Annotated in this window: 23 protein-coding genes and 1 other annotated feature; of the genes, 10 read left to right on the top strand and 13 right to left on the bottom strand. The window is 39.3% G+C overall.

Going from position 1 to position 23,471, the window contains the following annotated elements:
- Positions 1 to 108: 108 nt before the first annotated feature.
- The gene (locus BR73_RS27700) at positions 109 to 1,683 is read left to right on the top strand and encodes a L,D-transpeptidase family protein (RefSeq protein ID WP_051685436.1); all 1,575 of its coding nucleotides are present in this window, start codon (positions 109 to 111) and stop codon (positions 1,681 to 1,683) included.
- Positions 1,684 to 1,795: 112 nt separating this feature from the next.
- Complete coding sequence (locus tag BR73_RS0119940; RefSeq protein WP_033167708.1) at positions 1,796 to 2,296, top strand: GNAT family N-acetyltransferase; 501 nt, start codon at positions 1,796 to 1,798, stop codon at positions 2,294 to 2,296.
- Positions 2,297 to 2,361: 65 nt separating this feature from the next.
- Here BR73_RS0119940 and BR73_RS0119935 read toward each other — a convergent pair whose 3' ends face one another.
- The 4 genes from BR73_RS0119935 to BR73_RS0119920 form a co-directional block, all read right to left on the bottom strand.
- On the bottom strand, positions 2,362 to 2,637 hold the full coding sequence (locus tag BR73_RS0119935; protein WP_051685435.1) for a hypothetical protein: 276 nt from the start codon (positions 2,635 to 2,637) through the stop codon (positions 2,362 to 2,364).
- Positions 2,638 to 2,655: 18 nt separating this feature from the next.
- Entirely contained in the window at positions 2,656 to 3,561 is a 906-nt protein-coding gene (locus BR73_RS0119930; protein WP_156034859.1) for a hypothetical protein, read from the bottom strand.
- A 166-nt stretch (positions 3,562 to 3,727) separates the two neighbouring features.
- Positions 3,728 to 5,437 carry a methyl-accepting chemotaxis protein gene (locus BR73_RS0119925; RefSeq protein WP_033167705.1) on the bottom strand — a complete coding sequence of 570 codons (1,710 nt, stop codon included), beginning with the start codon at positions 5,435 to 5,437 and terminating at the stop codon, positions 3,728 to 3,730.
- 153 nt (positions 5,438 to 5,590) lie between these two features.
- Positions 5,591 to 6,070 (bottom strand): S-ribosylhomocysteine lyase, encoded by a 480-nt coding sequence (locus BR73_RS0119920; RefSeq protein ID WP_033167704.1) that lies wholly within the window; start codon positions 6,068 to 6,070, stop codon positions 5,591 to 5,593.
- A gap of 261 nt (positions 6,071 to 6,331) precedes the next feature.
- On the opposite strand from BR73_RS0119920, the gene BR73_RS0119915 reads away from it, so the two are divergent.
- The 3 genes from BR73_RS0119915 (at position 6,332) to BR73_RS0119905 (ending at position 9,523) form a co-directional block, all read left to right on the top strand.
- On the top strand, positions 6,332 to 6,952 hold the full coding sequence (locus BR73_RS0119915; protein ID WP_033167703.1) for an HAD family hydrolase: 621 nt from the start codon (positions 6,332 to 6,334) through the stop codon (positions 6,950 to 6,952).
- Positions 6,953 to 6,997: 45 nt separating this feature from the next.
- Positions 6,998 to 7,247: a binding site (T-box leader), on the top strand.
- A gap of 276 nt (positions 7,248 to 7,523) precedes the next feature.
- Positions 7,524 to 8,534 (top strand): tryptophan--tRNA ligase, encoded by a 1,011-nt coding sequence (gene trpS / locus BR73_RS0119910; RefSeq protein WP_033167702.1) that lies wholly within the window; start codon positions 7,524 to 7,526, stop codon positions 8,532 to 8,534.
- Between the two features lie 29 nt (positions 8,535 to 8,563).
- Complete coding sequence (locus BR73_RS0119905) at positions 8,564 to 9,523, top strand: D-2-hydroxyacid dehydrogenase (RefSeq protein WP_033167701.1); 960 nt, start codon at positions 8,564 to 8,566, stop codon at positions 9,521 to 9,523.
- 580 nt (positions 9,524 to 10,103) lie between these two features.
- Here the strand turns inward: BR73_RS0119905 and BR73_RS0119900 are convergent.
- The 7 genes from BR73_RS0119900 to aroC form a co-directional block, all read right to left on the bottom strand.
- Positions 10,104 to 11,183 carry an ABC transporter substrate-binding protein gene (locus tag BR73_RS0119900; protein ID WP_033167700.1) on the bottom strand — a complete coding sequence of 360 codons (1,080 nt, stop codon included), beginning with the start codon at positions 11,181 to 11,183 and terminating at the stop codon, positions 10,104 to 10,106.
- A 146-nt stretch (positions 11,184 to 11,329) separates the two neighbouring features.
- Positions 11,330 to 12,124, bottom strand: coding sequence for an ABC transporter permease (locus BR73_RS0119895; protein ID WP_033167699.1), 795 nt, complete (start codon positions 12,122 to 12,124; stop codon positions 11,330 to 11,332).
- Entirely contained in the window at positions 12,121 to 12,936 is an 816-nt protein-coding gene (locus BR73_RS0119890; RefSeq protein ID WP_033167698.1) for an ABC transporter permease, read from the bottom strand. Before BR73_RS0119890 ends, BR73_RS0119895 begins: the two co-directional genes overlap by 4 nt.
- Positions 12,926 to 14,005, bottom strand: a complete 1,080-nt coding sequence (gene potA / locus BR73_RS0119885) for a spermidine/putrescine ABC transporter ATP-binding protein (protein ID WP_033167697.1) — start codon at positions 14,003 to 14,005, stop codon at positions 12,926 to 12,928. Before potA ends, BR73_RS0119890 begins: the two co-directional genes overlap by 11 nt.
- Positions 14,006 to 14,092: 87 nt before the next feature.
- Positions 14,093 to 14,632, bottom strand: a complete 540-nt coding sequence (locus BR73_RS0119880) for a cupin domain-containing protein (RefSeq protein WP_033167696.1) — start codon at positions 14,630 to 14,632, stop codon at positions 14,093 to 14,095.
- Positions 14,633 to 14,888: 256 nt separating this feature from the next.
- On the bottom strand, positions 14,889 to 15,428 hold the full coding sequence (locus tag BR73_RS0119875; RefSeq protein WP_033168753.1) for a biotin transporter BioY: 540 nt from the start codon (positions 15,426 to 15,428) through the stop codon (positions 14,889 to 14,891).
- An 86-nt stretch (positions 15,429 to 15,514) separates the two neighbouring features.
- On the bottom strand, positions 15,515 to 16,615 hold the full coding sequence (aroC, locus tag BR73_RS0119870) for a chorismate synthase (protein ID WP_033167695.1): 1,101 nt from the start codon (positions 16,613 to 16,615) through the stop codon (positions 15,515 to 15,517).
- 376 nt (positions 16,616 to 16,991) lie between these two features.
- Here aroC and BR73_RS0119865 point away from each other — a divergent pair, with 376 nt between their 5' ends.
- Entirely contained in the window at positions 16,992 to 17,225 is a 234-nt protein-coding gene (locus BR73_RS0119865; protein ID WP_033167694.1) for a hypothetical protein, read from the top strand.
- Positions 17,226 to 17,293: 68 nt separating this feature from the next.
- On the opposite strand, the gene BR73_RS0119860 is transcribed toward BR73_RS0119865, so the two are convergent.
- Positions 17,294 to 17,503 carry a hypothetical protein gene (locus BR73_RS0119860; protein WP_033167693.1) on the bottom strand — a complete coding sequence of 70 codons (210 nt, stop codon included), beginning with the start codon at positions 17,501 to 17,503 and terminating at the stop codon, positions 17,294 to 17,296.
- Between the two features lie 309 nt (positions 17,504 to 17,812).
- Here BR73_RS0119860 and BR73_RS0119855 point away from each other — a divergent pair, with 309 nt between their 5' ends.
- From BR73_RS0119855 to BR73_RS0119840, 4 genes are all read left to right on the top strand, one after another.
- Positions 17,813 to 18,331, top strand: coding sequence for a hydrolase (locus tag BR73_RS0119855; protein ID WP_242860734.1), 519 nt, complete (start codon positions 17,813 to 17,815; stop codon positions 18,329 to 18,331).
- A gap of 324 nt (positions 18,332 to 18,655) precedes the next feature.
- Positions 18,656 to 20,317 carry a 2-oxoacid:acceptor oxidoreductase subunit alpha gene (locus tag BR73_RS0119850; RefSeq protein ID WP_033167691.1) on the top strand — a complete coding sequence of 554 codons (1,662 nt, stop codon included), beginning with the start codon at positions 18,656 to 18,658 and terminating at the stop codon, positions 20,315 to 20,317.
- A gap of 1 nt (position 20,318) precedes the next feature.
- Positions 20,319 to 21,164, top strand: coding sequence for a 2-oxoacid:ferredoxin oxidoreductase subunit beta (locus BR73_RS0119845; protein WP_033167690.1), 846 nt, complete (start codon positions 20,319 to 20,321; stop codon positions 21,162 to 21,164).
- A gap of 219 nt (positions 21,165 to 21,383) precedes the next feature.
- Entirely contained in the window at positions 21,384 to 21,938 is a 555-nt protein-coding gene (locus BR73_RS0119840; RefSeq protein ID WP_033167689.1) for a rubrerythrin family protein, read from the top strand.
- Between the two features lie 252 nt (positions 21,939 to 22,190).
- Here the strand turns inward: BR73_RS0119840 and BR73_RS0119835 are convergent, their stop codons facing one another.
- Positions 22,191 to 23,354 (bottom strand): S8 family peptidase, encoded by a 1,164-nt coding sequence (locus tag BR73_RS0119835; RefSeq protein ID WP_347463477.1) that lies wholly within the window; start codon positions 23,352 to 23,354, stop codon positions 22,191 to 22,193.
- Positions 23,355 to 23,471: the final 117 nt, after the last annotated feature.

Genomic DNA, 23,471 nt, shown 5'->3' with positions numbered 1-23,471 from the left:
AATGGCAGTCGATTAAAGGAAAGGAGTTAGAACCGCTTAAAATTATGCTAATCTTTCGCATCTATTTTTATTGATGCGTATGAGACATATGGAGGAATGAGGTAGTTAATGACATATTCATTGAAAACAATACGAAAGATTGTTATCTTAAGCATTGCATCACTTTTAATAGGTCTTTTTACAAACGGAGTACGGGCGGAAGCGAAAGTGGATTATCCGTACTATATAAAGGTTAATAAACAACAGAATGTTGTTACAGTATACGGAAAAGATGAAAATGGAAAATATACGGTACCTGTACGAGCAATGGTATGCTCGGTAGGAGCTGATACTCCTTTAGGTGTCTTTAAGACTCCGGTTAAGTACAGATGGAAACTTCTTATGGGAGATGTTTGGGGGCAGTATTCAACAAGAATCGTAAGAGGTATTTTATTCCATTCCGTTTGGTATTACAAAATGGATGCATCTACACTTTCAGCAACCCAGTATAACAAACTGGGTACAACAGCTTCTCATGGCTGCGTACGCTTAACCGTTGAGGATGCGAAATGGATCTATGATAATTGTCCTATAGGTACTACTGTTGAGATTTATAATGGGAAGGATCCGGGACCTTTAGGCAAACCCGTTGCTGCAAAACTTCCTGTCGGTACCGGCTGGGACCCTACAGATCCGAATGTCAACAACCCTTATAACAAGAAAGGTCCGGTTATCACTGGTGTTAAGAGTAAATCTGTTGAATGGGGCTCCAAGGTTGATCTTTATGAGGGAATTAAGGCTGTTTCCACTACAGGGACAGATATAACAGAGGATATTAAGGCTGTTGGAAAGATTGACACCTATACAGCCGGAAAGTATAAAGTCAGCTATACGATAAAAGATCTGCTGGGAAAAGAAACAACAAAAACTGCGACCATTACAGTGAAACAGAGCAAAGATGCCCCTGTAATCAAAGGCATTGCCGACAAAATTGAAGGTACGGATACCGTTATTAACAGAGCTTATGCATTAAAAGGAGTATCAGCATTTCTTTCCGTTAAGAAGCTTCCTGCCAAGGATATAAAAGTAACAATTACCAAAGCAGATGATGGCTCCTATAAACTTGCTTACAGTGTAAAGGCAGAAAACAAAAAAACGGCCAAAGCTGTTGCTACTGTCTTTGTAGATAATGAAGCGCCGGTATTAACAGGTGTCAATCATCGTACAATTACAAAAGAACAGCTTGCGGCAGGTGATAAAGAGATTCTTAAGCTGGCAAAAGAAGGTGTCTCAGTAGCTGATAATTATACAGCCCTTACAAATAAGGATATCAAGATTACAGTCCAGCCAATTGAAGACTATGCATACTTTGTAAATTATGAAGTAGCCGATAAATATGGTAATGTTACGAAAGAGACTGTTCAGTATACTTATTTTGAAGGTGTACGTATAGAAGGTGCTGCTAACAGATATGATTTACCAGCAAATACCACGATGGAGGATATCTCTTCGCTTTCTAATGTAAAAGCTTACAGGGAAGACGGCACGGAGTGCACAGATCAGTTAATGGTAGGCATTACCTATATCGATGATAAGACTTATGAAATAACTTACAGCATGGATTTGCCGGAGGGCAGGGAGATTTCTGTTACCTGTTATTATTATCTGACGGCAGCAGCTTCACTTAGCTCCGTCACAAACTAAATAATATGAATAACCCCTCTTGAAAGAGGAACCCATTGCAATTGACTTTACTGGTAAAAACTGGTATAGTGTGAAAATGAATTATGGATTCCTGAACAGGAGGGGTTATTTTATGAGTGAAATAACAGGCACAAGAGCAATTACAAGTGAAGAATTAAAGAAATACAAAAAAGCCATACCGGAGCAATATGCAGAAGAGATGTTTGCAACGGGCTGCATGACCAAAGAAGAGGCCTATACAATTGCTAAGGACAATATTGACCACCTTCTGCCAGAGGGAAGGATTCGTGAAGATTATCATATGGAAGTAATGATTGATCAAAGTATGGAAGTTGGTTTTGTATGGTATGGACAAAGAGAAATCTCAGGTTATCAAGTTGTTTATATTTATGATCTGGAAGTTTATAATAAGTACCGCAGAAAGGGTTATGGCGATAAGATAATGAATTTTCTGGAGGATTATGCGAAAAATAAAGGGATAGAGAAGATAGTATTGAATGTTTTTCTTCACAATAAGGGAGCAGTTGCATTATATGATAAGCATGGATATAGCTCCCTGGCAAGCGATAGCGGCCAGAGCATAATGGTAAAAGATCTGATAGCAACAGCATAGATGAATAAATAAAAAGCCTGAAGAAGCAAGGGCTAGATTCCTTGCTTCTTCAGGCTTTTACAAGCTTAGCGGAAGTTTTTAGACATTTTTTTAATCATTTCTACTTTTTGCTTATCGGCAGGGGACATGTCTTGTGTCAGTATATCCACTAACAGGTCATTCTCTTCTTTGGTAAACGTTAAATTCATTGCCTTTAGCTGGGTATTAGCTTTTACCAGCAGAGGAACAACCTTATCCTGGGATTTGCCCTCAGCTTCTTTGGAAAGATCAACTAGTATAGCCAGTTTTCTGGGATCAATGTTTTTCATTGCCGGGTGATTCATCCAATTTAAATTATTCACACTTATTCCTCCATAAAATTAATTTTCCTGCATCATATTAAACATCATACTTAAGTTATCAAAGGTACTCTTTTGCTCCGGTGACAGCATTGTACTAAGAAGCTCCATCATATTAGGATTTAAACCTGAACCGAAACCATTGTTTGATTCAGTGTTGTTAGTATTATTTTCAGTATTGTTCTCTGTAGTCTCAGCCTGGGAAGCCATCATACTGGAAAGAGCAGAGTAGGTTTCAAACATATTTTTCATATTCATAAAGTTCAGAATACTGTCAATAATCTGTCTCTCTCTTGCATAACATACCTTTCGGATGCTGTTCAATAATGCAACAATATCAATGTTCTGCCTTTGAAAGCTAAATGCAGAAACACGGTCTTTGCTTCTGACTGACTGCAGGGTGTCCATTAGCTCAGTGGTCTGTATAATCAGACTTGCGGATTCCTGTGTTTCATTATCAAGATGCGGAAATGCAGCCTTCATGATATCTAACATATGCTTTAAATTATTTTCGTTAGGCGGCAGTTCTTCAGAACCAGATTCGTGGGGTTCATTAGAAGCAGTAGAATCAAAGTCAGCAGCCCCGGCTTGTGAACTGCTTTCTGTGCTTTCAGGATTATCCTGATATGTAAAATCAAAGCCATTGTTATAAGCATTATTACTGTCATATGCACCATCGTCAGCAGAAATATCATCTGATGCATTATTACCGGCGGAGTTATTATTATAAGCGGATGTATTCTTAAAACCGGATGCAGCAGGGTTTACAGCTCCGTTAAAATATCCGTATGGATATCCGCTACCATGATTTCCGGTATTGTAATTCCCAACAGAGTTAATGGTATTATTTTCAGGAGATGATGCACTGCCTGCTGTATTTGGATTGTTAACCTTATCAGCATCCTCGTTGTTAAAAGAATTAGTCATACCGTAACCTTCCATAGCTTCTCCATTTCTTATTTATCATTATACTATATTCAAATACAGGAAAAATATAACCACAGGGGATGCTATTTAAGACAAGCAGAGAACAAAAAAGAGGTAACAAAAAGCTATGGAACGCCCAGTGCGGCATAAGTGTTTTAAGCAGACTCTAGGTGGTAAACTTAGAGATTTCCTGCTGTAATCTTTGCATGTTGTTTCTGGAATCATTTACTTTATTCAGAACTTCAGCAGACATACTATTTATATCGGTTACCTTGTTAGCTATTTCAGCAGTGCCCTCGGCACCTTCACTGGCGGCTGCGGATACACCGTCAATGGTTTCGAGCATATGGCTTACGTTTTCTGAAAGGTTACTGGCAGCCTGGTAGAAATTCTTAACTAAAGTATCAACAAAAGAAGCATCTTCACTGTACTTCTCCATAATATCCAGAAAGGAAGTATAATCATTGCGTACATTTGTATCCATAAAGGTCAGTAGAGACTTGGAGTTCACTGCCAGATTATCAACGGACAGGGTCACCTTATCTGTAATACCTTGTATTTCTTCTACCGCATTTTTGGATTCCTCCGCCAGCTTTCGTATCTCCTCGGCAACCACGGAAAAGCCTTTCCCGGCTTCCCCGGCCCTGGCAGCTTCGATGGCGGCATTTAATGCCAGGAGGTTGGTCTGATTTGTAATCTGCATAATAGACTCTGATAATACATTGATCTGCTGTACAATCTTGGATTCCTCGATGGAAAGTCTTAGTTTGCCATTGACCTCTTCTAACAGGTTATAGGTTTCCTCCTGTGAGAGTCTGATTCGGGACTTTACATCAGCTGCCCGGCGGCTGATTTCATTTACTTTCTCAGCGCCTTCAGCAGTTTTGGAGGCTATAGCATGAACGGTATTTTCTATTTCCATAGCAGAGCTGGTCATTTCTTCACTGGAGGCAGCTGTTTCCTCCATTCCGGCTGACAATTCCTCCGTAGTTGCTGAGATATCTTCAATGGTACTGCTTAAGGATAACATATTTGTCTGAACCTCGGCTACCAGATTATCGGTACCGGCAGAATAGTGACTGACATTCTCAATGATTCCCCTGATATTCCCGATGAATTTATTTATGCTGATGGCCAGCTGGTTGATTTCATCTTTGGTTTTAATATGTATTGTCTGGGTCAAATCTCCACCTTGCTCGGCAAGAGTATTTAATTCTCTTTTTAAGATATTCAGAGGTTTAAGAATTGACCGGATAATGAAGAAAACCATCACAAGGCTAATGACGGATAGTGCGAGAATTACGATTATACTGTTTCTTGCTGCGCTTTGGTATAAATCATTACTGGATTTCGTTTCTTTTGTGGCAGCAGTTTTATTATAATCAACTAACTTTGACAAAAGAGCGGAGATTGTGTCAAAGGCTGTTTTTGAATCATTATTCATAAGTTCCAAGGCAGAAGCAGTATCCTGATTTCTGCTATAGCTTATGGCTTTATCATGGAGGGCTATATAGCTTTGCCAGCTTGTTATTATCTGATTGTATAGTATTTCATAATTGGAAGTTCTGATATACTTTTTATATTCTTCTAATTTCTCATTGATCTGATCTTTTCTTGCATTTAAATCTTTTTCCACTTCGAGTTTTGAGGATAGTACGTCATTAAGGATATGATTATATTCCTGAATCCTGTAGTTAGAGGTCATGGTATTGAGATCTTCGGAGATGATAATCCCGGGTAGCAGCTCTTCATTCATTATAAGAGATTTGTCATTCATTGAATTCATCACATATATAAAATAGGCACTGAGGATTATAAGCATTATGAGAATACCTATAATAAGAAAAATTAGTTTACTTTTGATTGTCTTTAGCAAGTTGTTACCTCCGGTGTGTGAGTCGTTATAAATAGAAGCATTTTATAATTCACTCTGAATTTTATCATGGCTGTAAGAAGTATAGAATTTAATGAGTTAATTAACGAAAGTTCATAATAAAAAAAAGGAGGGGTAATAAAAACCCCGTCCTCATTAATGGGGATAGTTTAGATGATCCTCATCTATTCCATCTAGTATTTCTTTTACAAATTTATCGGCAAGATATTTTGCCATATTCAAGTTCATATCAAGGTAGTTACCGCAGTTAAATGCAGCGGCTCCGGGAACCTCACCGGTAAAATCCCGTATGAAAGTATACATTTCTGTAATCAAAGGGACAACATCTTTCGAAGTATAATCCCCTGCCAGTATCAGGTAGAAGCCTGTACGACAGCCCATAGGTCCAAAATAAATCGTATTATCCTTATATTCAGGATGATTTCTTAAAAATGTTGCACCCAGATGCTCGATGGTATGGATCTCAGCAGTATTCATAACCGGCTCATAATTGGGTCTGGTCATACGTATGTCAAATGTGGTAAGGGCCGTGTCACCTGCTTTGTCTTTTCTTGATACGTAAATACCCGGCAGCAACCTTAGGTGGTCTATGGTAAAGCTTGCAATTTGCTCCATAATACTCTCTCCTTCAGTTAATAAATTTTGACTTATTATAACATAGATAGGATGCAGTTAAAAGTAAAAAATTTTCTTTACGAAAAGTAGTATACTACAAAGGATTTATCAGATATAATAAAAGCATAAGAACAACCTCATGCATGTCATAAGCCTGCTTGTGATATTGCTTAAATAAAATGATTTGAAATCCAACGCATTTTACTACACAAGAAAGGCCTTTCTCACTAGAGAGGCAGTAACAGTTTGAAGGAGAGCATTATGGCGGACAGTATAATATTTGATTTAGATGGAACACTATGGGATGCAACAGACGGAGCAGCAGTAGTATGGCAGGCTGAAGCTGCAAAATATGGTGAGGTTAAGGATGTTATAACAGCTGATAATTTAAAAGCTCTATATGGACGGCCTTTAGAAGAAATAGCAGTCAAGCTGCTTCCTGGTGCCAAGACAGAGACAGCCCTTGCTATTATGAGAGAGAGCGTTATCAAACAATGTCCTTACCTTGAGAAGGACGGAGGTATATTGTACCCTGGATTAATCAGTACCTTAAAAGAGCTTAAGAAGAGCTATAAGCTCTTTATCGTAAGCAATTGTGAGGAGGGATATATCCAGTGTTTTCTGAATGCTCATAAACTGTGGGATATCTTTGAGGATTTCGAATATCCAGGCAGAAGCGGTAAATTAAAAGCTGACAACATAAGGCTTGTAATCGAGAGAAATAACTTGCAGTCACCGGTATATTTAGGTGATACTGAGGGAGATTATGCAGCTGCACAGAAAGCGGGGATACCGTTTATCTATGCCAGATATGGTTTCGGTGACGTAAAGGGCTACGACAAAGCTATCGATAGTTTTGCTGAGCTGTTGAATAATATTTAATATTGACTTTCGTTTGCTCCATGGAGTATACTGAATACAGAAAAAGAAAAGCCGATGATTAAGAGTAGTAAGCAGAAGCATCTGTTATCAGAGAGCTGTCGCAGGGTGGAAGACAGCAGCAGAATCTGTATGAATGGACTTATAGGCTCGGGAGGAAAGGAACGATTCCAAGTAATGCCCGACGGGGTCTTCAGCCGTTATCAATGAAGCATATATTTTTGTATATGGATTGAGCGGGCGCTAGTGCGCCAAACCGGGTGGTACCGCAGAAGTGAACATGACTTTTGTCCCAGTGATATTACGAGAGTAGTATTCTGTGACAGAGGTCTTTTTTTGTAAAAGAAATAACATCCTGGTAATAGGAGTAGCACCTGGTAATAGGAGTAGCACCTGGTAATAGAAATAGCGCCTATTACGTAAAAAGGACTGCCGGGTGAAGAGCACATGCACACATAAGGAAATGTTGTGCTATGATGACAGGGTTTCAGCGCATGAGTCAGGAAAGTCGGACTCTTGTTCTATAGCAGTAAGAAATTTTTAGAGAATGAAAAGTAAGCGGAGGTAAATATTAATGTTAGACGGAAAGAAAGTACTATTTAGCGGAATGCAGGCAACGGGGAATATTACCCTGGGAAATTATATGGGAGCTCTAAAGAATTGGATTGATTTGAACAATGATGATAGTTACCAGTGTTTTAACTGTGTGGTTGATTTGCATTCCTTAACAGTAAGACAGGACCCGGCAGAGCTTCGTAAGAGAGCGAGAACGCTTCTAAGCCTTTATATTGCTGCCGGTCTGGATCCCGTTAAGAACTGTATTTACTATCAGTCACATGTGTCCGGTCATGCAGAGCTAAGCTGGATCTTAAACTGCTTTACTTATATGGGAGAATTAAACCGTATGACACAGTTTAAAGATAAGTCAGCAAAACACGCCGACAATATTAATGCCGGCCTCTTTACTTATCCTGTTCTTATGGCAGCAGATATCCTGTTGTTCCAGACAGATGTTGTACCTGTAGGTGCAGACCAGAAACAGCATCTTGAAATAACAAGAGATATTGCTGAACGTTTCAATGGGGTATACGGAGAGGTATTTACCATTCCTGAGCCTTATATCGGTAAAGTAGGTGCCAAAATCATGAGCCTTCAGGAGCCGGATAAGAAAATGTCCAAATCCGATGAGAATGTTAATGCTACCATTTATCTTATGGACGACCCGGATACAGTTATTCGTAAGTTTAAGAGAGCAGTTACCGATTCTGACAATGAAATACGTTATACCGATGAGAAACCAGGAATCAAGAATCTTATTGATATCTATTCCTCAGTTACGAATAAAACGTCTGGAGAAGTTGAAAGAGAATTTGACGGCAAAGGTTATGGAGAGTTCAAACTTGCAGTAGGGGAAGCCGTTAACAGTGTATTGGTGCCAATCCATCAGAGAATGGATGAACTGTCAAAGGATAAAGCCTATATAGACGGAATTATAAAAGAAAACAGCGATAAAGCCAACTATTTCGCAACGAAAACACTTCGTAAGGTACAGAAAAAAATTGGCTTGCCTGAAAGAGTACGATAACTTTTATTTGAAGGAAAGGCTGTTTGTATATGAATATAATTTTTTTGGAAACAGATACCTTAGGAGATGACGTTGATTTATCGGTCTTTGAAACCTTAGGAGAGGTAACAAAATATAATAAAAGTGAACCTTTGCTTAATAGTGAGAGAATTAAGGAAGCAGACATCCTTGTGGTGAACAAGATTCCAATGAATGAAGAGAATCTAAAAGCTGCTGTTAATCTAAAGCTGATATGTATTACAGGTACCGGAACCAATATTGTTGATTTTCCTTATGTGAACAGCAGGGGTATAGCAGTAGCAAATGTAAAGGGATATTCAACACAGTCTGTAGTACAGCATACCTTTGCTCTTTTATTTTACCTTTATGAGAAATTATGTCATTATGATAACTTTGTCAAATCCGGCGGATATGTAAGCAGTGATATTTTCAGCTGTTTCGATGAGAAGTTCAATGAACTATATGAAAAGACCTGGGGTATAATAGGCTTGGGCAATATCGGAAAAGGAGTTGCCTCCATTGCCAAAGCTTTCGGCTGCAGGGTAATCTATTACTCAACCTCCGGCAGGAATCTGAATGGGGAATATGAGAGAGTTGATTTTGATACTTTGCTAAAGGAATCTGATATTATATCAATTCATGCACCGTTAAATAAGGATACGGAAAATCTAATTGGAGAAGAAGCCCTTAATAAGATGAAACCTAGTGCAATATTATTAAATCTTGGCAGAGGACCTATTATTGACGAAGCTGCCCTCTGTAAAGCGTTATCGAATGACCGGATTGCAGGTGCGGGGCTTGATGTATTAAGACAGGAGCCGATGGCGGCGGATAATCCTCTGCTTGCTATTCAGGACAGCAAAAAGCTCATAATAACTCCGCATATAGCCTGGGCTACGGTAGAGGCCAGGAGAAGATGTGTGGCTGAAGTATATGAGAATATGAAGGCATTCTTAAAGGGTGAGGATAGGAATATTGTAAAGGAATAAATAACTCAATTGAAGTTTTTCTTTGTGATTCCTGTGTTTGGAATAATTTGAATGGCAAAAGGGTGGTCTGTCACAAGGGGACGGCTAAATTGCGCAAACCAGAAGAACTCATGCTTCGATTTCAAGGTATAAGAAGTCCTAATTCTCTGGATTTTTTGTGCTTGACATCTTCTAAAACAGATAACTCGCTTCGCTCAAACAATCTGTTTTAGAAGATAGCACAAAATATCCAGAGAAAAGTACTTCTAATACCTTTCCATAGGCGCATTCATTCTTCTGGTTTGCGCAATTTGCCTGAAATCGAATGGGAATAATATATTTGTTGATTTAAAATCTTTTGAAAAGCGGATAGACGATGAATCCATATTATGGGAATAATATATTTGTTGAATTAAATTATGAAGTATCTATATCTGTAAATAAAGAAAGGACAAATGAATGTGATATTTTTCATTCATTTGCCCTTTTTATTTAGGCTTTGTGTCAATAGTGGGAGTGTGTCAACAAATATACTTCAAACATTTATTATAGAATCTTTATTAATTGGGAGTAGGTTAGGGGATCCGTTATTAATTTTTACCTACTGGGTAGATTTTACTTCATTCCATTTCTGAATGTAGAGAGCGTCCATATCTTCACCAAGATAATGATAGGTGGAGCAGCGGTCCAGTATATCGGAAGGAGGGAATGCCACTGCACTGTTTTTGATATCTTCGTCCTGGATTAATTCTCTGGCGGCTTTGTTTGGTGTGGAGTATGTTATATATTCGAAATTCTTTAATGCGATTTCCGGTTCACACATAAAGTTAATCCATTTCTCTGCATATTCTTTATTTGGTGCGTTCTTGGGTATTACCCAGCCGTCGATCCATACATTGGAGCCTTCTTTGGGAACAACATATTCCAGATCCGGATTCTCTCTTTGGGTAAAGATAGCTTCCCCGGAGTAGATTACACCAATTGGATTGTCTCCGCCAATCATTTTATCTCTTACCTGATCTACTACATAAGCATCAACCATTGGTTTCTGTGATTGCAACAATGCTTTTGCTTCCTCTAACTGAGCTTCATCTGTAGTATTTATGGAGTAACCGAGGTAACTTAAAGCAATGGCAAATGCATCTCTTACACTGTTTATCATAAGGATGTCACCGTTGTAACCATTTCGCTCAATGAAATCTTTGTCAAAGAGAGCTGCCCAGCTGTCAATGGGTTCCTTAATCATGGTTTTGTTATACAATAGACCTACTGTTCCCCAGCAATAAGGTACGCTGTATTTATTTCCGGGATCGAACTCTGCAGCACTTTTTAGATAAGCAGGATCGATATTGGAGATATTGGGAACATTGTCATAATTGATTTCAGCAAGTAGATCTTCCTCAATCATCTTTTGAATCATATAGTCAGAAGGACATACGACATCGTATTTAACGGAGCCGTTTTTGATTACCGGATACATATCCTCATTCTGTTCAAAATATTTCAATACAACCTTGATTCCCGTTTCCTTCTCAAAGAGGTCCACTACATCGGGATCAATGTATTCGCCCCAGTTGTAAACATAAATCTTCTCCCCACTTCCGCTTGAACAGCCGGTCAGAGTAGCAGTTCCTGTTAGGATCAGTGTGCATAAAAGCAGTAGTGCTAGCATTCTTTTCATAGTTTATGACCATTGCATATCGCAGGCTGGCCGCGATATTGCCACAATAATAAGGAGTGAAAGAATCTCAATGTGGCATCCTTTCAATTTATAATTTTCTTTCACTCTTTTCTTCACTGATGCGATATATTGATTGGCAGCAATTATTATGCCTTGCCAAGAGTCTTTCCTGTATTATCCCTGTCATTTCTTCGGTTGATTAAAACCAGCAGAATCAGAATACTTACAAACAGCAGAGTAGACAACGCATACATTTCCGGTTTGATGCCCTTGCGTACTTCCGTATATATAATGGTGGACAAGGTATCAACACCGGCGCCATTGGTAAAATAGGTGATTACAAAATCGTCCAGTGACATGGTAAAGGCTAATAAGAAGCCTGAAAATATTCCGGGGAATATATCCGGAAGTATAATTTTAAAGAAGGCATAGGACTTGGTAGCTCCAAGATCCAGTGCGGCTTCGTACAGACTGACATTCTGTCTGGCAAGCCTTGGCATAACACTTAATATTACATAAGGAATATTAAAGGTTATATGGGAAAGTAACACACTGGAAAAACTTAAGGGATAGCTTAATGCAATAAACAAAAGCATTAACGAAATACCGGTTACGATATCTGCATTCATCATGGGAATGTTGGAGATACCAAGTAAGATTGTTCTTGGTACCTTTTTCATGTTATTGATGGCAAGACAGGCGCATGTGCCGATTATGGCAGCTATCAGGGCAGATAGAAAGGCTATAATCAAAGTGTTTGTCAGTGCCTCCATAATAGCTTGATCCTGAAACAGACTGTTATACCAGCTTAAGGTAAAGCCGCCCCATTTGGAACGGGATTTTGATTTGTTAAAGGATAAAACTATTAATATAAAGATTGGTGCATATAAAAATAATAGTATGAGCCCTAAATAAAATCGGGACAGAAATTTCTTTATCATATCTTCGTGCCCTCCGATTCTTTGTCATATTTGGCAAGCACAGCCATACTTAAGAAGATGAACACCATAAGCACCAGAGAAAGACCGGAACCGGTATGCCAGTTATTAACCGTCTTAAATTGCTGTTCTATAATATTTCCAATTAACACTACCTTACTGCCGCCCAGGATATCTGAAATAACAAAGGTGGTGAGAGAAGGAACAAAAACCATGGTAATACCGCTGACTACACCGGGCAAAGTCATAGGCAGTATGATTTTTATAAAAGTTACAAAAGAATTAGCACCTAAATCTCTGGCTGCATTGACATAATCATCACTTATCTTTGCAAGGGAATTATAAATAGGCAGTATCATAAAGGGGAGAAAATTATAAACCATACCGAATATAATTGCTCCCGGCGTATTGATCAAATCCAGTGCAGGCAGATGGAAAAACTTAAGCAGGGTATTGATAACACCCGTCTTCTCCAGTATATTCTGCCAGGCCAGTGTCCTGAGCAGAAAGTTCATCCACATAGGAAGTATAAATATCATAATAATAAAGGAATTATTCTTTAATTTCATCCCATGGAGTATCAGGGAGAGAGGATAAGCAAGGATAAGGCATATCACTGTACTGATAATGGACAGCTCAAGGGAAAGCCACAGGGCTTTCAGATTAATTGGATCCATAATCAGAGCCAGATTACTTAAGGTAAGACCTCCCTCTTTGGCGGTAAATCCATAGTATATTATGATAAATAGCGGAACAATCACAAATATACCCATCCAAAGTGCATATGGATAGGAGAGCCATTTCTTAGTTTTCATCCGGTGTCACTGCCTCCTCATCCTCAGATTGAGGTTTGTTCATAATATGAATATCAAAGGGATCTACTTTAATGCCTACGTTACTCCCCACAGGGCATAGATCTGTACTGTGAACCAGCCACTCATGTCCGCATGCAAGAACTTCCATTTCATAATGTACACCCTTAAAGATCAGGGAAGTAACCACACCGTTAAGAATTCCTTCTGTTTCTTTGACAAGATCGATATCCTCCGGTCTGATAACCACGTCTACGGGCTGATTCTTTCCAAAGCCTTTATCCACACAGGCGAATTTGGAACCGAGTATACTTACAAGTCCATCCTCTATCATTGTTGAGGAGATAATATTACTTTCACCGATAAAGTCTGCTACAAAGGCATTCTTGGGCTCGTTGTATATCATTTCAGGAGTACCCACCTGCTGGATATAACCCTGGTTCATGACTACAATTGTATCAGACATGGTCAGGGCTTCCTCCTGGTCGTGAGTAACATAGATAAAGGTTATTCCAAGCTCATTCTTAAGTCGAATAAGTTCGTATTGCATATCCTGGCGCAGTTTTAAGTCCAATGCGCCTAAGGGTTCATCCAGGAGAAGTACCTTTGGTTCATTTACGATTGCTCTGGCTATGGCTATACGCTGTTGCTGGCCGCCGCTTAAGGAATCAGGGGTACGATTCTCAAAACCTTCAAGGTTAACCAGCTTTAAGGCGTATTTTATCTTATCCTGTATGTAGGCTTTGCTTTTCTTCTTTATTTTTAATCCAAAAGCAATGTTTTCTGAAATAGACATATGAGGGAAAAGAGCATACTTCTGAAATACGGTATTTAACTGTCTTTCATTGGGAGGCAGTTTGGTAATATCTTTTCCGTCAAAAAGGACTTTACCGCTGTCGGGATTTTCGAAGCCTCCAATAATACGAAGAGTAGTGGTCTTACCGCAGCCGCTTGGGCCTAACAGAGTTAAGAATTCATTTTCCTTTATATAAAGATCCAGATTGTCCAGAACAACATTGTTGTCAAATTTCTTGGTTATGCCTATCAAATCAATAAGTTTATCGCCAGACATGATAAATCCTCCTGAGTTTATTGTAAAAGTAAAGTACGTTTCACACCAGTTTGATAAAACCATACATCGTTTTGGTATGATTTTAAGTTAAAAGCTTGGTGGTGTGGATATCCACAATAGACTGGCGCCTTGCTTATCGGAAGCAGAGATATAATGATTCTTGCCAGCTTTATAATAAAAGGATTCGCCCTTTTTTGCTTTATAGGTTTTGTTCCCTATATGAAGAACAATACTGCCGTTTAATACATATCCGAATTCTTCACCTTCGTGGGGATTGTCGGGATAAGTAGAGCCGCCGGGTTCCAAGGTCAGGAGAATGGGTTCCAGCATGTTCTTTTGCGCATTTGGGATGATCCATTGGATACAGTTCTTAAGTTCCGGATCAATTTTCTCAAAATAATCACTTTTCTTAAATACTACCTGTTCTGTTGAGGTATCGGAAAAGAACTCTTCCAGATTGGTTCCAAGACACTGTAAAATATCAACTAAGGTAGCTATGGAGGGACTGGTCAAATCTCTTTCCAACTGGGAAATAAAACCCTTTGAGAGCTCCGCCCGGTCTGCTAATTCTTCTTGGGTCAGATTCTTTTGTACTCGAAGTTCCTTGATTTTTTCACCGATTTTCATCCTGTGCTCCTTAATAAAATTAAACTCAAAGTTTAGTGTTGCTAAACAGCATAATCATTATTATACACAGAATTAATGTCCTGTCAATGGCTTATTTATTTTTATACAGGAAAATGAATAGTAACAGAAAAAAGCTTCCTAAACCCTTACAAATACTGTATGCATAAAAACGGCAAACTGTATATCAGAGGTTTAGGAAGCTCTTAAATAAGTGTATTTTATAAATGCAAAAATCAATGTATAAATGTCCGAAATATTAGGATCTGTTTAATCCCATGGACATACGGGAAAGTATCTTATAAATTTCTCTTCCGAGGCTAACGGCAACAACTGTAGTTACCAGATCTTTTGCCAGCATTAAAGGAACGGAAGGCAATAACCAGGTGCCCGTTATCTGATAATAGAACAGAAGCCCCATAACATGGCAAATCAGCAAACCTATGATGCTAAAGAAGATACCTAAATGGTAGGATTTCCTGCTTCCAAGACCAGTGAGAAAGACCATGGGAAGGAAACCGAACAGATAACCGCCGGTAGGTCCGACCAATGCGTCGATACCTCCGCCAAAGTTAGCAAATACAGGAATACCAATCGTACCGATAAGAAGATAAAGGAATACGGACAGGAAACCTGATTTTTTACCAAGGATGGTACCAATAAGAACAATACCAAAGGTCTGAAGGGTGACCGGTATACCTCCCGGAAGCATAAAAGATATCTGGGACAGTACCGCAAGGATCGCAGTAAAAAGCGCGATTTGAACCATTTCCTGAGTTGTCAGGAATTTTCTTTTCATAATTACTCCCATCTGCGTGTTCTTCCACGCGTACAAAATCAAGAGGACTGAAAGTGCTTTGCTTTCACTCATTACTCTCCCTGCTGTTACCTGAAAAATTTAATAATAGAATCCATTCTGGAAGTAATACTTACAAACAGCATGTCTACTAAGGTAACAGCTGCCATGGATTCTACAACAACGACAGCTCTGGGAACAATAACCGGATCGTGGCGGCCTTTAATATTTATACTGATATTCTCACCGGCTTTATTAATCGTTCTCTGAGTCTGTGCAATAGAGGCTGTAGGTTTTACGGCAGCCCGGAATACGATTTCCGAACCATCGCTTATACCACCGAGGATACCACCTGCATTATTGGTTAATTTGCTGATTTTTCCATCCTCCGTGTATATAAAGGGGTCATTGTTCTGTGCACCGGTTTTTTGAGCAGCCGAGAAACCTGAACCGAATTCAATTGCTTTTATGGCACCTATGGATAGGATAGCTTTTCCAAGGTTAGCATCTAACTTGTCAAAGACCGGTTCTCCTATACCAGCCGGAACACCGGAGATTATACATTCAATTACACCGCCTATGGAATTCTGTTCCTCCATCTTCTCCTGCATGAGAGCCTCAGCGGCAACAGAGGCTTCAAGGTCTGGCATAAAGAAAGGACTTAAAGGAATGTTATCTCTGTTGCATTTGGTATAATCAATGTTAATATTACCGATTGATTTGGTATAGGCGCAAAGGCTGATACCAAGCTCCTTCAGAATAGCAGAAGCAATTGCTCCAGCAGCAACTCTGCCGATCGTTTCTCTTCCGGAGGATCTGCCGCCGCCTCTATAGTCCCGGAAGCCATACTTGGAATCATAAGTATAATCTGAATGACCTGGACGGTAAAAGCCGGCTATTTCAGAGTAATCCATGGAGATCTGATTCGTATTGAGAACAGCAAGGGATATTGGAGTACCTGTAGTTTTTCCTTCAAAGACACCGGACAATATCTTAACCGTATCTGCTTCATTTCTTGGAGTAGCATATTTGGTCTGACCCGGGCGTCTTCTGTCAAGAAAAGCCTGAATAGTTTCTTCCTCAAGAGGAAGCCCTGCAGGGCAGCCATCTATAACAACACCTATTCCTGAACCGTGGGACTCTCCCCAGGTAGTTATGCGAAACATTGATCCAAACGTTGAACCTGCCATATAAAACCTCTTTCCGATTTATATTTTTTTATTTCTTATAAAGCTTTACTTGCTTAAGAGTTTTACACGTTAACGTAAAAAACTTGAATGAATTTATATAAGTATATAAGAAAACTATTTGTTAATCAATATCTTTTGAGGACATTTTAAAAATACAATTCATATATTGTAATGATTGGTAAAAAAATAGCTTGAGAATAATTTACCTGAGGTACCAGGAGGAACGTCTTTTATTCTTAAACCATCTTTAAATTCTTATAAAATCTAAGATTTATAATCCCAGCTGTTTTAGGGCGTTCTATACAAAGTGAAGGAAGCCTGATATGGAAAGGCTAAATTCAACTTATGTAATAGTATAATTTACAAGGAGGTTACTATGCCAAATTATTATTATGCAAACAGAGGTAATGACAACCAAAAGGCAAAAAGTATGCAGGATAACGGGATTAATCCGGGTTATTCATATATAGACAAGAAGAATGAGAGGGTTGAAAAATCATCAAGAGATTTGGTTATAGATGGAAATTCAGTTTATGAAATAGATCCGGACTGTTATGAACGAGTAAGACAGAACAGGCATAATGGAAGACAGGACTGGAATCGAAGATAGAACGAAAAAAAGCTGCCGTAAGGCAGCTTTTTTTCTGTTTGATGTAGCTTCTAACTGATAAAGAATAATTAGAAGGAGTTTCCGCATAAGCAAAGGATTAAGATGATCCAAATGATTGAGCCGCATCCGTCATTGCCGCATCCGCATCCATTGTTACCAAAGCCGCCACCAAAGAATCCGTTACCACCGCCACAGCAGCAAAGTAAAAGGAGAATAAGAATCCATGAACTATTATTGCCACATCCGGAACCGCAGTTAGTTGCTGTTAAATCACTCATGTAAGAGCCTCCTATTTGTTATTACAATGTATCATATGAATCTGAGCTTGCCCTATTTCCTATATTTATAGAAGAAATTGTTGTGTTTTTCCGACAGAAAATTACAGAATTGCATTGTCTTTTACAGAGATACTGAAGATTAAGCCCAGAATGTAGAGAAAGGCTTGTAAAGTTTAAGTTGTCTCAGTAGTTCCCTATTGTTATAATATGGGTAATTTATGATAAAGATTAAAATTTGTGCCTGCCTCCCAAAGATTGCAGGCTAATAGAAAGGTATGGTTATATATGAGAATATTGGCGGAAGAATCAATGGCATTAATTGTTGATATACAGGAAAAGCTGCTTCCTGTGATTAAGGATAGTGAAGAGTGTGTAAGAAATGTTAAGCTCTTGCTGGAGGGCTTTAAGCTGCTTCAAATCCCCTTTATCATAACACAGCAGTATACCAGAGGTTTGGGTATGACAATACCGGAAATCCGGGACATGGTGGATAACTTTCATTATCTGGATAAAATAAGTTTCAGCTGCTATGAGGACAGCAGAATAAAAGAAGAGATAGATAAACTGCAAAAGAAGAATATAATTTTGTGCGGTGCAGAGGCGCATATCTGTGTACAACAAACGGCCATAGATTTAAGGGCAGCCGGTTATAATGTAATTGCCGTTACAAATTGTATCGGATCAAGAAAAACCGAAGATAAAGCAGCTGCACTAAAACGTTATGAATATGAAGGTATCATGGTTGCTACTTATGAATCCCTATTATTCGAATTAACAAGAAAGGCTGGCAGTGATACCTTTAAAGCCATCTCCGCCCTGATAAAATAAATGGAATAATCTCCTTTTCTTACTAATATAAATAATCGGAATTTCTTTTTTGAATTTCATCAGAAGCAGCTTCATCTTTGTGCAGCATAAGGATGATAGGAACACTTATTTTATCCGTATAATAATTCTTATAGTGAAACATTTCAGTTTTTACGGGAAAAAGCAATTAAAAGTCTCTCTAAAATGCATGACTTGGAATGATATGAGATAATTGCATGAGAAAATACCTGTTTATAAATAATAATAAAGAAAATGATAATTATTATTGAAATTCAAATGAAAATGAAGTATAATATAGTCAGATTTTAGAAAAGGAGGAGAACTATGTACAATTTATTAGTAGGCGGTGCAGCAGGTCAGGGTATTGACACCACTGTTGCAATTCTGGAGAAGCTATTAAAGCACTCCGGTTATTATATTTACACCACCAGGGATTTTATGTCCCGTGTACGCGGCGGCCACAATTTTTCTATGATCCGTTTTGGAACCGAGAAGATCAATTCTCACAGTGACAGAATTGATGGTATTATTGCATTAAATGATGAAACCATTCATCTGCATAAAGATAAACTAACTGAGAAGGGATTTATCCTGTGTGACAGCAGCTTGGAATACACTGACGACAGAATAATCAAGCTGGATATGGATAAGAAGGCAAAGGAGCTTGGAAATCTAAGGGCATCAGGCAGTATTGCTATTGGTGCTATATTAAAGCTTTTTGGTGAACCGTTTACATACGTGGAAGAAGTTATGCCACGAGTCATAAAGAAAGATTTTTTAGAAGTTAATCTAAAGGCAATCCAGATTGGATATGACAGCGTTGAACCTGTCTTTGAACATTTGGAAGGACCCTTTAAAGATTATATGCTGATTTCCGGCAGTAAGGCAGTAGGACTGGGAGCAGTTGCCGGCGGACTTAAATTCTATTCGGCTTATCCCATGTCACCTTCCACAGCAGTAATGGAATATCTGGCTTTTATCGGTAATGTCTCAGGGGTCCTGGTAGAGCAGGCAGAGGATGAAATTGCGGCAATCAATATGGCCCTTGGTGCTTCCTATGCGGGAGCCAGAGCAATGACTGGTACCAGTGGCGGAGGTTTCTGTTTAAAAGTGGAGGCTTTAGGCTTTTCCGGTATAGCAGAGATTCCCCTGGTAGTAATAGATGTACAAAGGCCGGGGCCTGCAACAGGGCTTCCCACCAGAACCGAGCAGAGTGATCTAAAATTTGTAATCTCTGCAGCACAGGGTGAGTTCCCTCGTATGGTTATAGCCCTTAGAAATCATGAAGATTCCTTCTATCAAACAATCAGAGCGCTGAATCTGGCGGAAAAATATCAGATACCTGTAATCCTTTTAAGTGATCAATATCTTGGTGACACTACAGCTTGCGTAAAACCCTATAGCCTTGATGATATTACACTGACAGAACCTGCAAAAGAAGCAGAAGGGGAGTATTTACGTTATCGTATTACAGAGGACGGTATCTCTCCAAGACTTATACCCGGATTAACCGAACATCTGGTAACAGCAGACAGTGACGAACATGATGAAAGAGGCTGGATAACAGAATCTGCTGATGTCAGAAATAATATGATGGATAAGAGAATGAGGAAGCTAAAAGGACTGACCCTGGAATTACAGGAACCGGAATTTATCGGTGAAGAAGACTGCAAGGTACTGCTCCTTGGCTGGGGTTCTACCTATGGTCCTATAAGCGAAGCCGTTAACCGCTTAAACCGGTCGGGAAAAGGAAGTTATGGTGCATTGGTATTCGGTGATATCTATCCCCTGCCCAAAAAGAATCTTGAAAAGTATTCCAAAGGAAGAACCTTAATAAATGTGGAACAGAATGCCACCGGACAGCTGGCATCCCTTATCAGGGAACAGACCGGCATCAGCTGTGACAGGAGTATATTAAAATATGACGGCAGACAGATTTCCGGTGAAGAGATAGAATCACAGGTACTGGAAGGAGGTCTTGACTGATATGGGAAAATTTACAACCTACGAAACAGCCTGGTGCCCCGGCTGCGGCAATTTTGCCATTTTAAATAGTTTAAAAACGGCCTTGGAAGAGCTTGATAAAGATCCAAAAGATGTACTGATGGTAGCCGGAATCGGTCAGGCAGCAAAAACACCTCAGTATATCAGCGCTAACAGTTTCTGCGGACTTCACGGAAGGGCTTTACCGGCTGCAGTTGCTGCCAAGATAGCCAATGAAAAACTAACAGTTATCGTGGATTCCGGAGACGGTGACTCCTATGGTGAAGGAGGAAACCACTTCATACATAACATAAGAAGAAATGTAAATATTACACATTTTGTACATGATAATCAAATCTATGGACTTACCAAAGGCCAGGCATCCCCTACCAGTAAGGAAGGTCATGTTACTGAAGTACAGACGGATGGAAGTATGAATACTCCTTTAAATCCTGTATTAATGGCAATAGCTGCCGGTGCAGGTTTTGTAGCCAGAGGTTTCAGCGGTGATGCAAAACAGCTGGTAACCCTTATGAAGGAAGCCATTTCTTATCCTGGCTATGCATTTGTGGATATTCTGCAGCCGTGTATCAGCTTTAATAAGATCAATACCTTTGCTTACTACAAGAGTAAAGTTTCACCACTGGGAGAAGAATACGACCCCACTAATAAAGCAGCGGCAATTATGACTGCAATGGAAGGCGAAGAAAGAATTCCCACCGGTATAATCTATAGAGAAGATAAACTGGATTTTCATAGAAAGCATAACCTTTTAAAAGACGGCAAGACTTTAATTGAACAGGAGAGGAATACAAAAGTTATTGAGGCCTTAATCAACCGATTTGTATAAAGCTCGTTTAACTTATAGAATATGGTTAATTATATAAATTGTAATACTGTGGTTAGATAGTGTGTTCAGTAAAAAAAGCAGGGATACACCTAAGCTTAGCAGAATTCTCTGGTGAAACCGGCATGGATATTATGCAGAATTTATATGAGATTTCAGCAGGGATTATGATAAGCTTAGGAGTAGACCTACTTTTTAAATAAATTCCTAAGGAGGTTAGAAATGGCAGTTAAAAATGCAATGACAAGTGATTTTCTTCATTCCGCTTACGGTGGAGAGAGCATGGCCCATATGAGGTATTTGACCTGGGGAACCATGGCTGAGAAAGAGGGCTTTCCTAACATAGCTAAGCTGTTTGAGGCCATAGCTTATGCAGAAAGGGTACATGCAAATAATCACTTCAAGGAGATTGGAGGAGATACTGCTGATGCTACCGTAGTTGCCGGAGCAGTATTCGGAACAGGAAAAACAGTGGATAATCTGCAGGGAGCAATTAATGGAGAGCTTCATGAGGTGGATCAAATGTATCCAGTGTATCTGAATGCAGCAGAATTTCAGGAAGAAAAGGGAGCACAAAGATCCTTCCATTTAGCGCTGGAAGCAGAAAAAATACACGCAGAACTGTTCAAACAGGCTCAGGACGCTGCAAAAGGCGGACAGGATATCAAACTGGAATCTGTATATGTCTGTCCAATCTGCGGACATACAGTCCTTGACGGTGCACCTGATAAATGTCCAGTATGCGGTGCCAAACAGGAATTATACAAGAGGTTCTGATCCGGCTATTTCACAAAGCAGAACGCCCTGTTTTACAGTTGTCCTGTTGCACCTTAGGAATGTAACTGTGATAAGAGCTTGAAATAATGCCTTATTGTCACAAGCAATCCTATTCCGCAGAGTGGAACCCTCGGCCCCGTAAAGCAATTATGCATATAAACCAAGAGTATGGCAGAACTTACCATGAATTAAGAGAGACAATGTTATGAAAGAACGTGTCTGCTTAATACATGGTAGATTCTGCCATACCTGTTATTGGAGAAGTCTTTTTATATTTAACAGACCCCAGCCCTGCTTAGACCAGGGATAACCAAGGTCAATGGCGCAGTCCCGCAGTTTCAGTTTAACGTCTTTGTTGCTTAAAGACGGATATACAGAAAGTAAAAGAGCGATAGCACCGGTAACAATGGGGGTAGCCATGGAGGTGCCGCTCTTAACTGTATACATTAGGTTAGTATAATCATTTCTGGGATTATTAAGAACATTGTATCTGTATCTTTGGTAATTCTTCATGGTACCACAGGATACAATATTAGATCCGGGTGCCACGATATCTGGCTTTTTCACACAGGAGGCTGTAGGACCCCTTCCTGAATAATCCATGGTTTTGTTTCCAAAGAGTTCAACGGTTATTCTGTCATCGGAAGAGCCAACGGTAATTACCTTTCGGCTGATACCGGGAGTTGAAATGGACATGGGACTGGGACCATTGTTACCGGCAGCTACCACCACTACAATACCCGCATCCCACACAGCATTTACACCCTTAACCAACAGCGAATTTTCATCGGCATTGTCTTTTGTCGTTGTACCAACTGAAATATTTACGACTCTTATATTGTGTTTTACTTTATTATCAATTATCCACTGTAATCCTGCCAGTACATCCGAAATATTACCGTCACCTTTCTGATCCAGTACTTTTATTCCGATCAGATCACATTTCGGGGCTATGCCTGTATATTTACCATTTGATAAAAAGCCGCTGCCGCCTATAATTCCTGAGACATGACTGCCGTGGCCGTTATCGTCATAAGGCTCAATTCTCCCGTGAATCAAATCATGAAAAGCTTTTATTCTATTTTTCCCTTCTGTAAAATCTTTGTGCATACAGATGCCGGTATCTACAACTGCAACTCCTACATTTTCACCTGTAATATTTCTTTCGTGTGCCCAGTTTAAATCTATGATATCGGCTACACGGTTCATTTGAGCGGTTATGTGTGTATCCAGTTCATAACTCCAAAGGTGATTCTCTGATTGGAGATTACTTAAAGCATCCGGTGCCACCTCAACAACATAAGAGTCAATCATAGGCAATTTATATTTGAGCTTACCCATTGAAGCAATTTCATTGTAATTGTTCTCGTAATCACTGCAGCGTACAATTATCTGTACTCTTTCCTGTTTATTCATAGCAGCCATTCTTTCCTTACAGTCTTAGTAATTTTATGAGGATTCCTCTTGTCTTTATGACGAATATCAATTAAACCATTGCATTTTTCTGTCAAAGGTTTAAAATATAGAGGGAAA

This window comes from Clostridium sp. KNHs205 (assembly GCF_000702945.1).
Taxonomy (GTDB): Bacteria; Bacillota; Clostridia; order Lachnospirales; family Lachnospiraceae; genus Anaerocolumna.
This window is presented reverse-complemented; position numbering and strand designations above follow the sequence as displayed.

What these genes read in the sequence shown, in the direction of transcription:
- BR73_RS27700 (WP_051685436.1), top strand. Translation starts at nt 109, where the DNA reads ATGACATATTCATTGAAAACAATACGAAAGATTGTTATCTTAAGCATT.
- BR73_RS0119940 (WP_033167708.1), top strand. Translation starts at nt 1,796, where the DNA reads ATGAGTGAAATAACAGGCACAAGAGCAATTACAAGTGAAGAATTAAAG.
- BR73_RS0119930 (WP_156034859.1), bottom strand. Translation starts at nt 3,561, where the DNA reads ATGACTAATTCTTTTAACAACGAGGATGCTGATAAGGTTAACAATCCA.
- BR73_RS0119920 (WP_033167704.1), bottom strand. Translation starts at nt 6,070, where the DNA reads ATGGAGCAAATTGCAAGCTTTACCATAGACCACCTAAGGTTGCTGCCG.
- BR73_RS0119915 (WP_033167703.1), top strand. Translation starts at nt 6,332, where the DNA reads ATGGCGGACAGTATAATATTTGATTTAGATGGAACACTATGGGATGCA.
- trpS (WP_033167702.1), top strand. Translation starts at nt 7,524, where the DNA reads ATGTTAGACGGAAAGAAAGTACTATTTAGCGGAATGCAGGCAACGGGG.
- BR73_RS0119905 (WP_033167701.1), top strand. Translation starts at nt 8,564, where the DNA reads ATGAATATAATTTTTTTGGAAACAGATACCTTAGGAGATGACGTTGAT.
- BR73_RS0119900 (WP_033167700.1), bottom strand. Translation starts at nt 11,183, where the DNA reads ATGAAAAGAATGCTAGCACTACTGCTTTTATGCACACTGATCCTAACA.
- BR73_RS0119895 (WP_033167699.1), bottom strand. Translation starts at nt 12,124, where the DNA reads ATGATAAAGAAATTTCTGTCCCGATTTTATTTAGGGCTCATACTATTA.
- BR73_RS0119890 (WP_033167698.1), bottom strand. Translation starts at nt 12,936, where the DNA reads ATGAAAACTAAGAAATGGCTCTCCTATCCATATGCACTTTGGATGGGT.
- potA (WP_033167697.1), bottom strand. Translation starts at nt 14,005, where the DNA reads ATGTCTGGCGATAAACTTATTGATTTGATAGGCATAACCAAGAAATTT.
- BR73_RS0119880 (WP_033167696.1), bottom strand. Translation starts at nt 14,632, where the DNA reads ATGAAAATCGGTGAAAAAATCAAGGAACTTCGAGTACAAAAGAATCTG.
- BR73_RS0119875 (WP_033168753.1), bottom strand. Translation starts at nt 15,428, where the DNA reads ATGAAAAGAAAATTCCTGACAACTCAGGAAATGGTTCAAATCGCGCTT.
- aroC (WP_033167695.1), bottom strand. Translation starts at nt 16,615, where the DNA reads ATGGCAGGTTCAACGTTTGGATCAATGTTTCGCATAACTACCTGGGGA.
- BR73_RS0119865 (WP_033167694.1), top strand. Translation starts at nt 16,992, where the DNA reads ATGCCAAATTATTATTATGCAAACAGAGGTAATGACAACCAAAAGGCA.
- BR73_RS0119860 (WP_033167693.1), bottom strand. Translation starts at nt 17,503, where the DNA reads ATGAGTGATTTAACAGCAACTAACTGCGGTTCCGGATGTGGCAATAAT.
- BR73_RS0119855 (WP_242860734.1), top strand. Translation starts at nt 17,813, where the DNA reads ATGGCATTAATTGTTGATATACAGGAAAAGCTGCTTCCTGTGATTAAG.
- BR73_RS0119850 (WP_033167691.1), top strand. Translation starts at nt 18,656, where the DNA reads ATGTACAATTTATTAGTAGGCGGTGCAGCAGGTCAGGGTATTGACACC.
- BR73_RS0119845 (WP_033167690.1), top strand. Translation starts at nt 20,319, where the DNA reads ATGGGAAAATTTACAACCTACGAAACAGCCTGGTGCCCCGGCTGCGGC.
- BR73_RS0119840 (WP_033167689.1), top strand. Translation starts at nt 21,384, where the DNA reads ATGGCAGTTAAAAATGCAATGACAAGTGATTTTCTTCATTCCGCTTAC.
- BR73_RS0119835 (WP_347463477.1), bottom strand. Translation starts at nt 23,354, where the DNA reads ATGAATAAACAGGAAAGAGTACAGATAATTGTACGCTGCAGTGATTAC.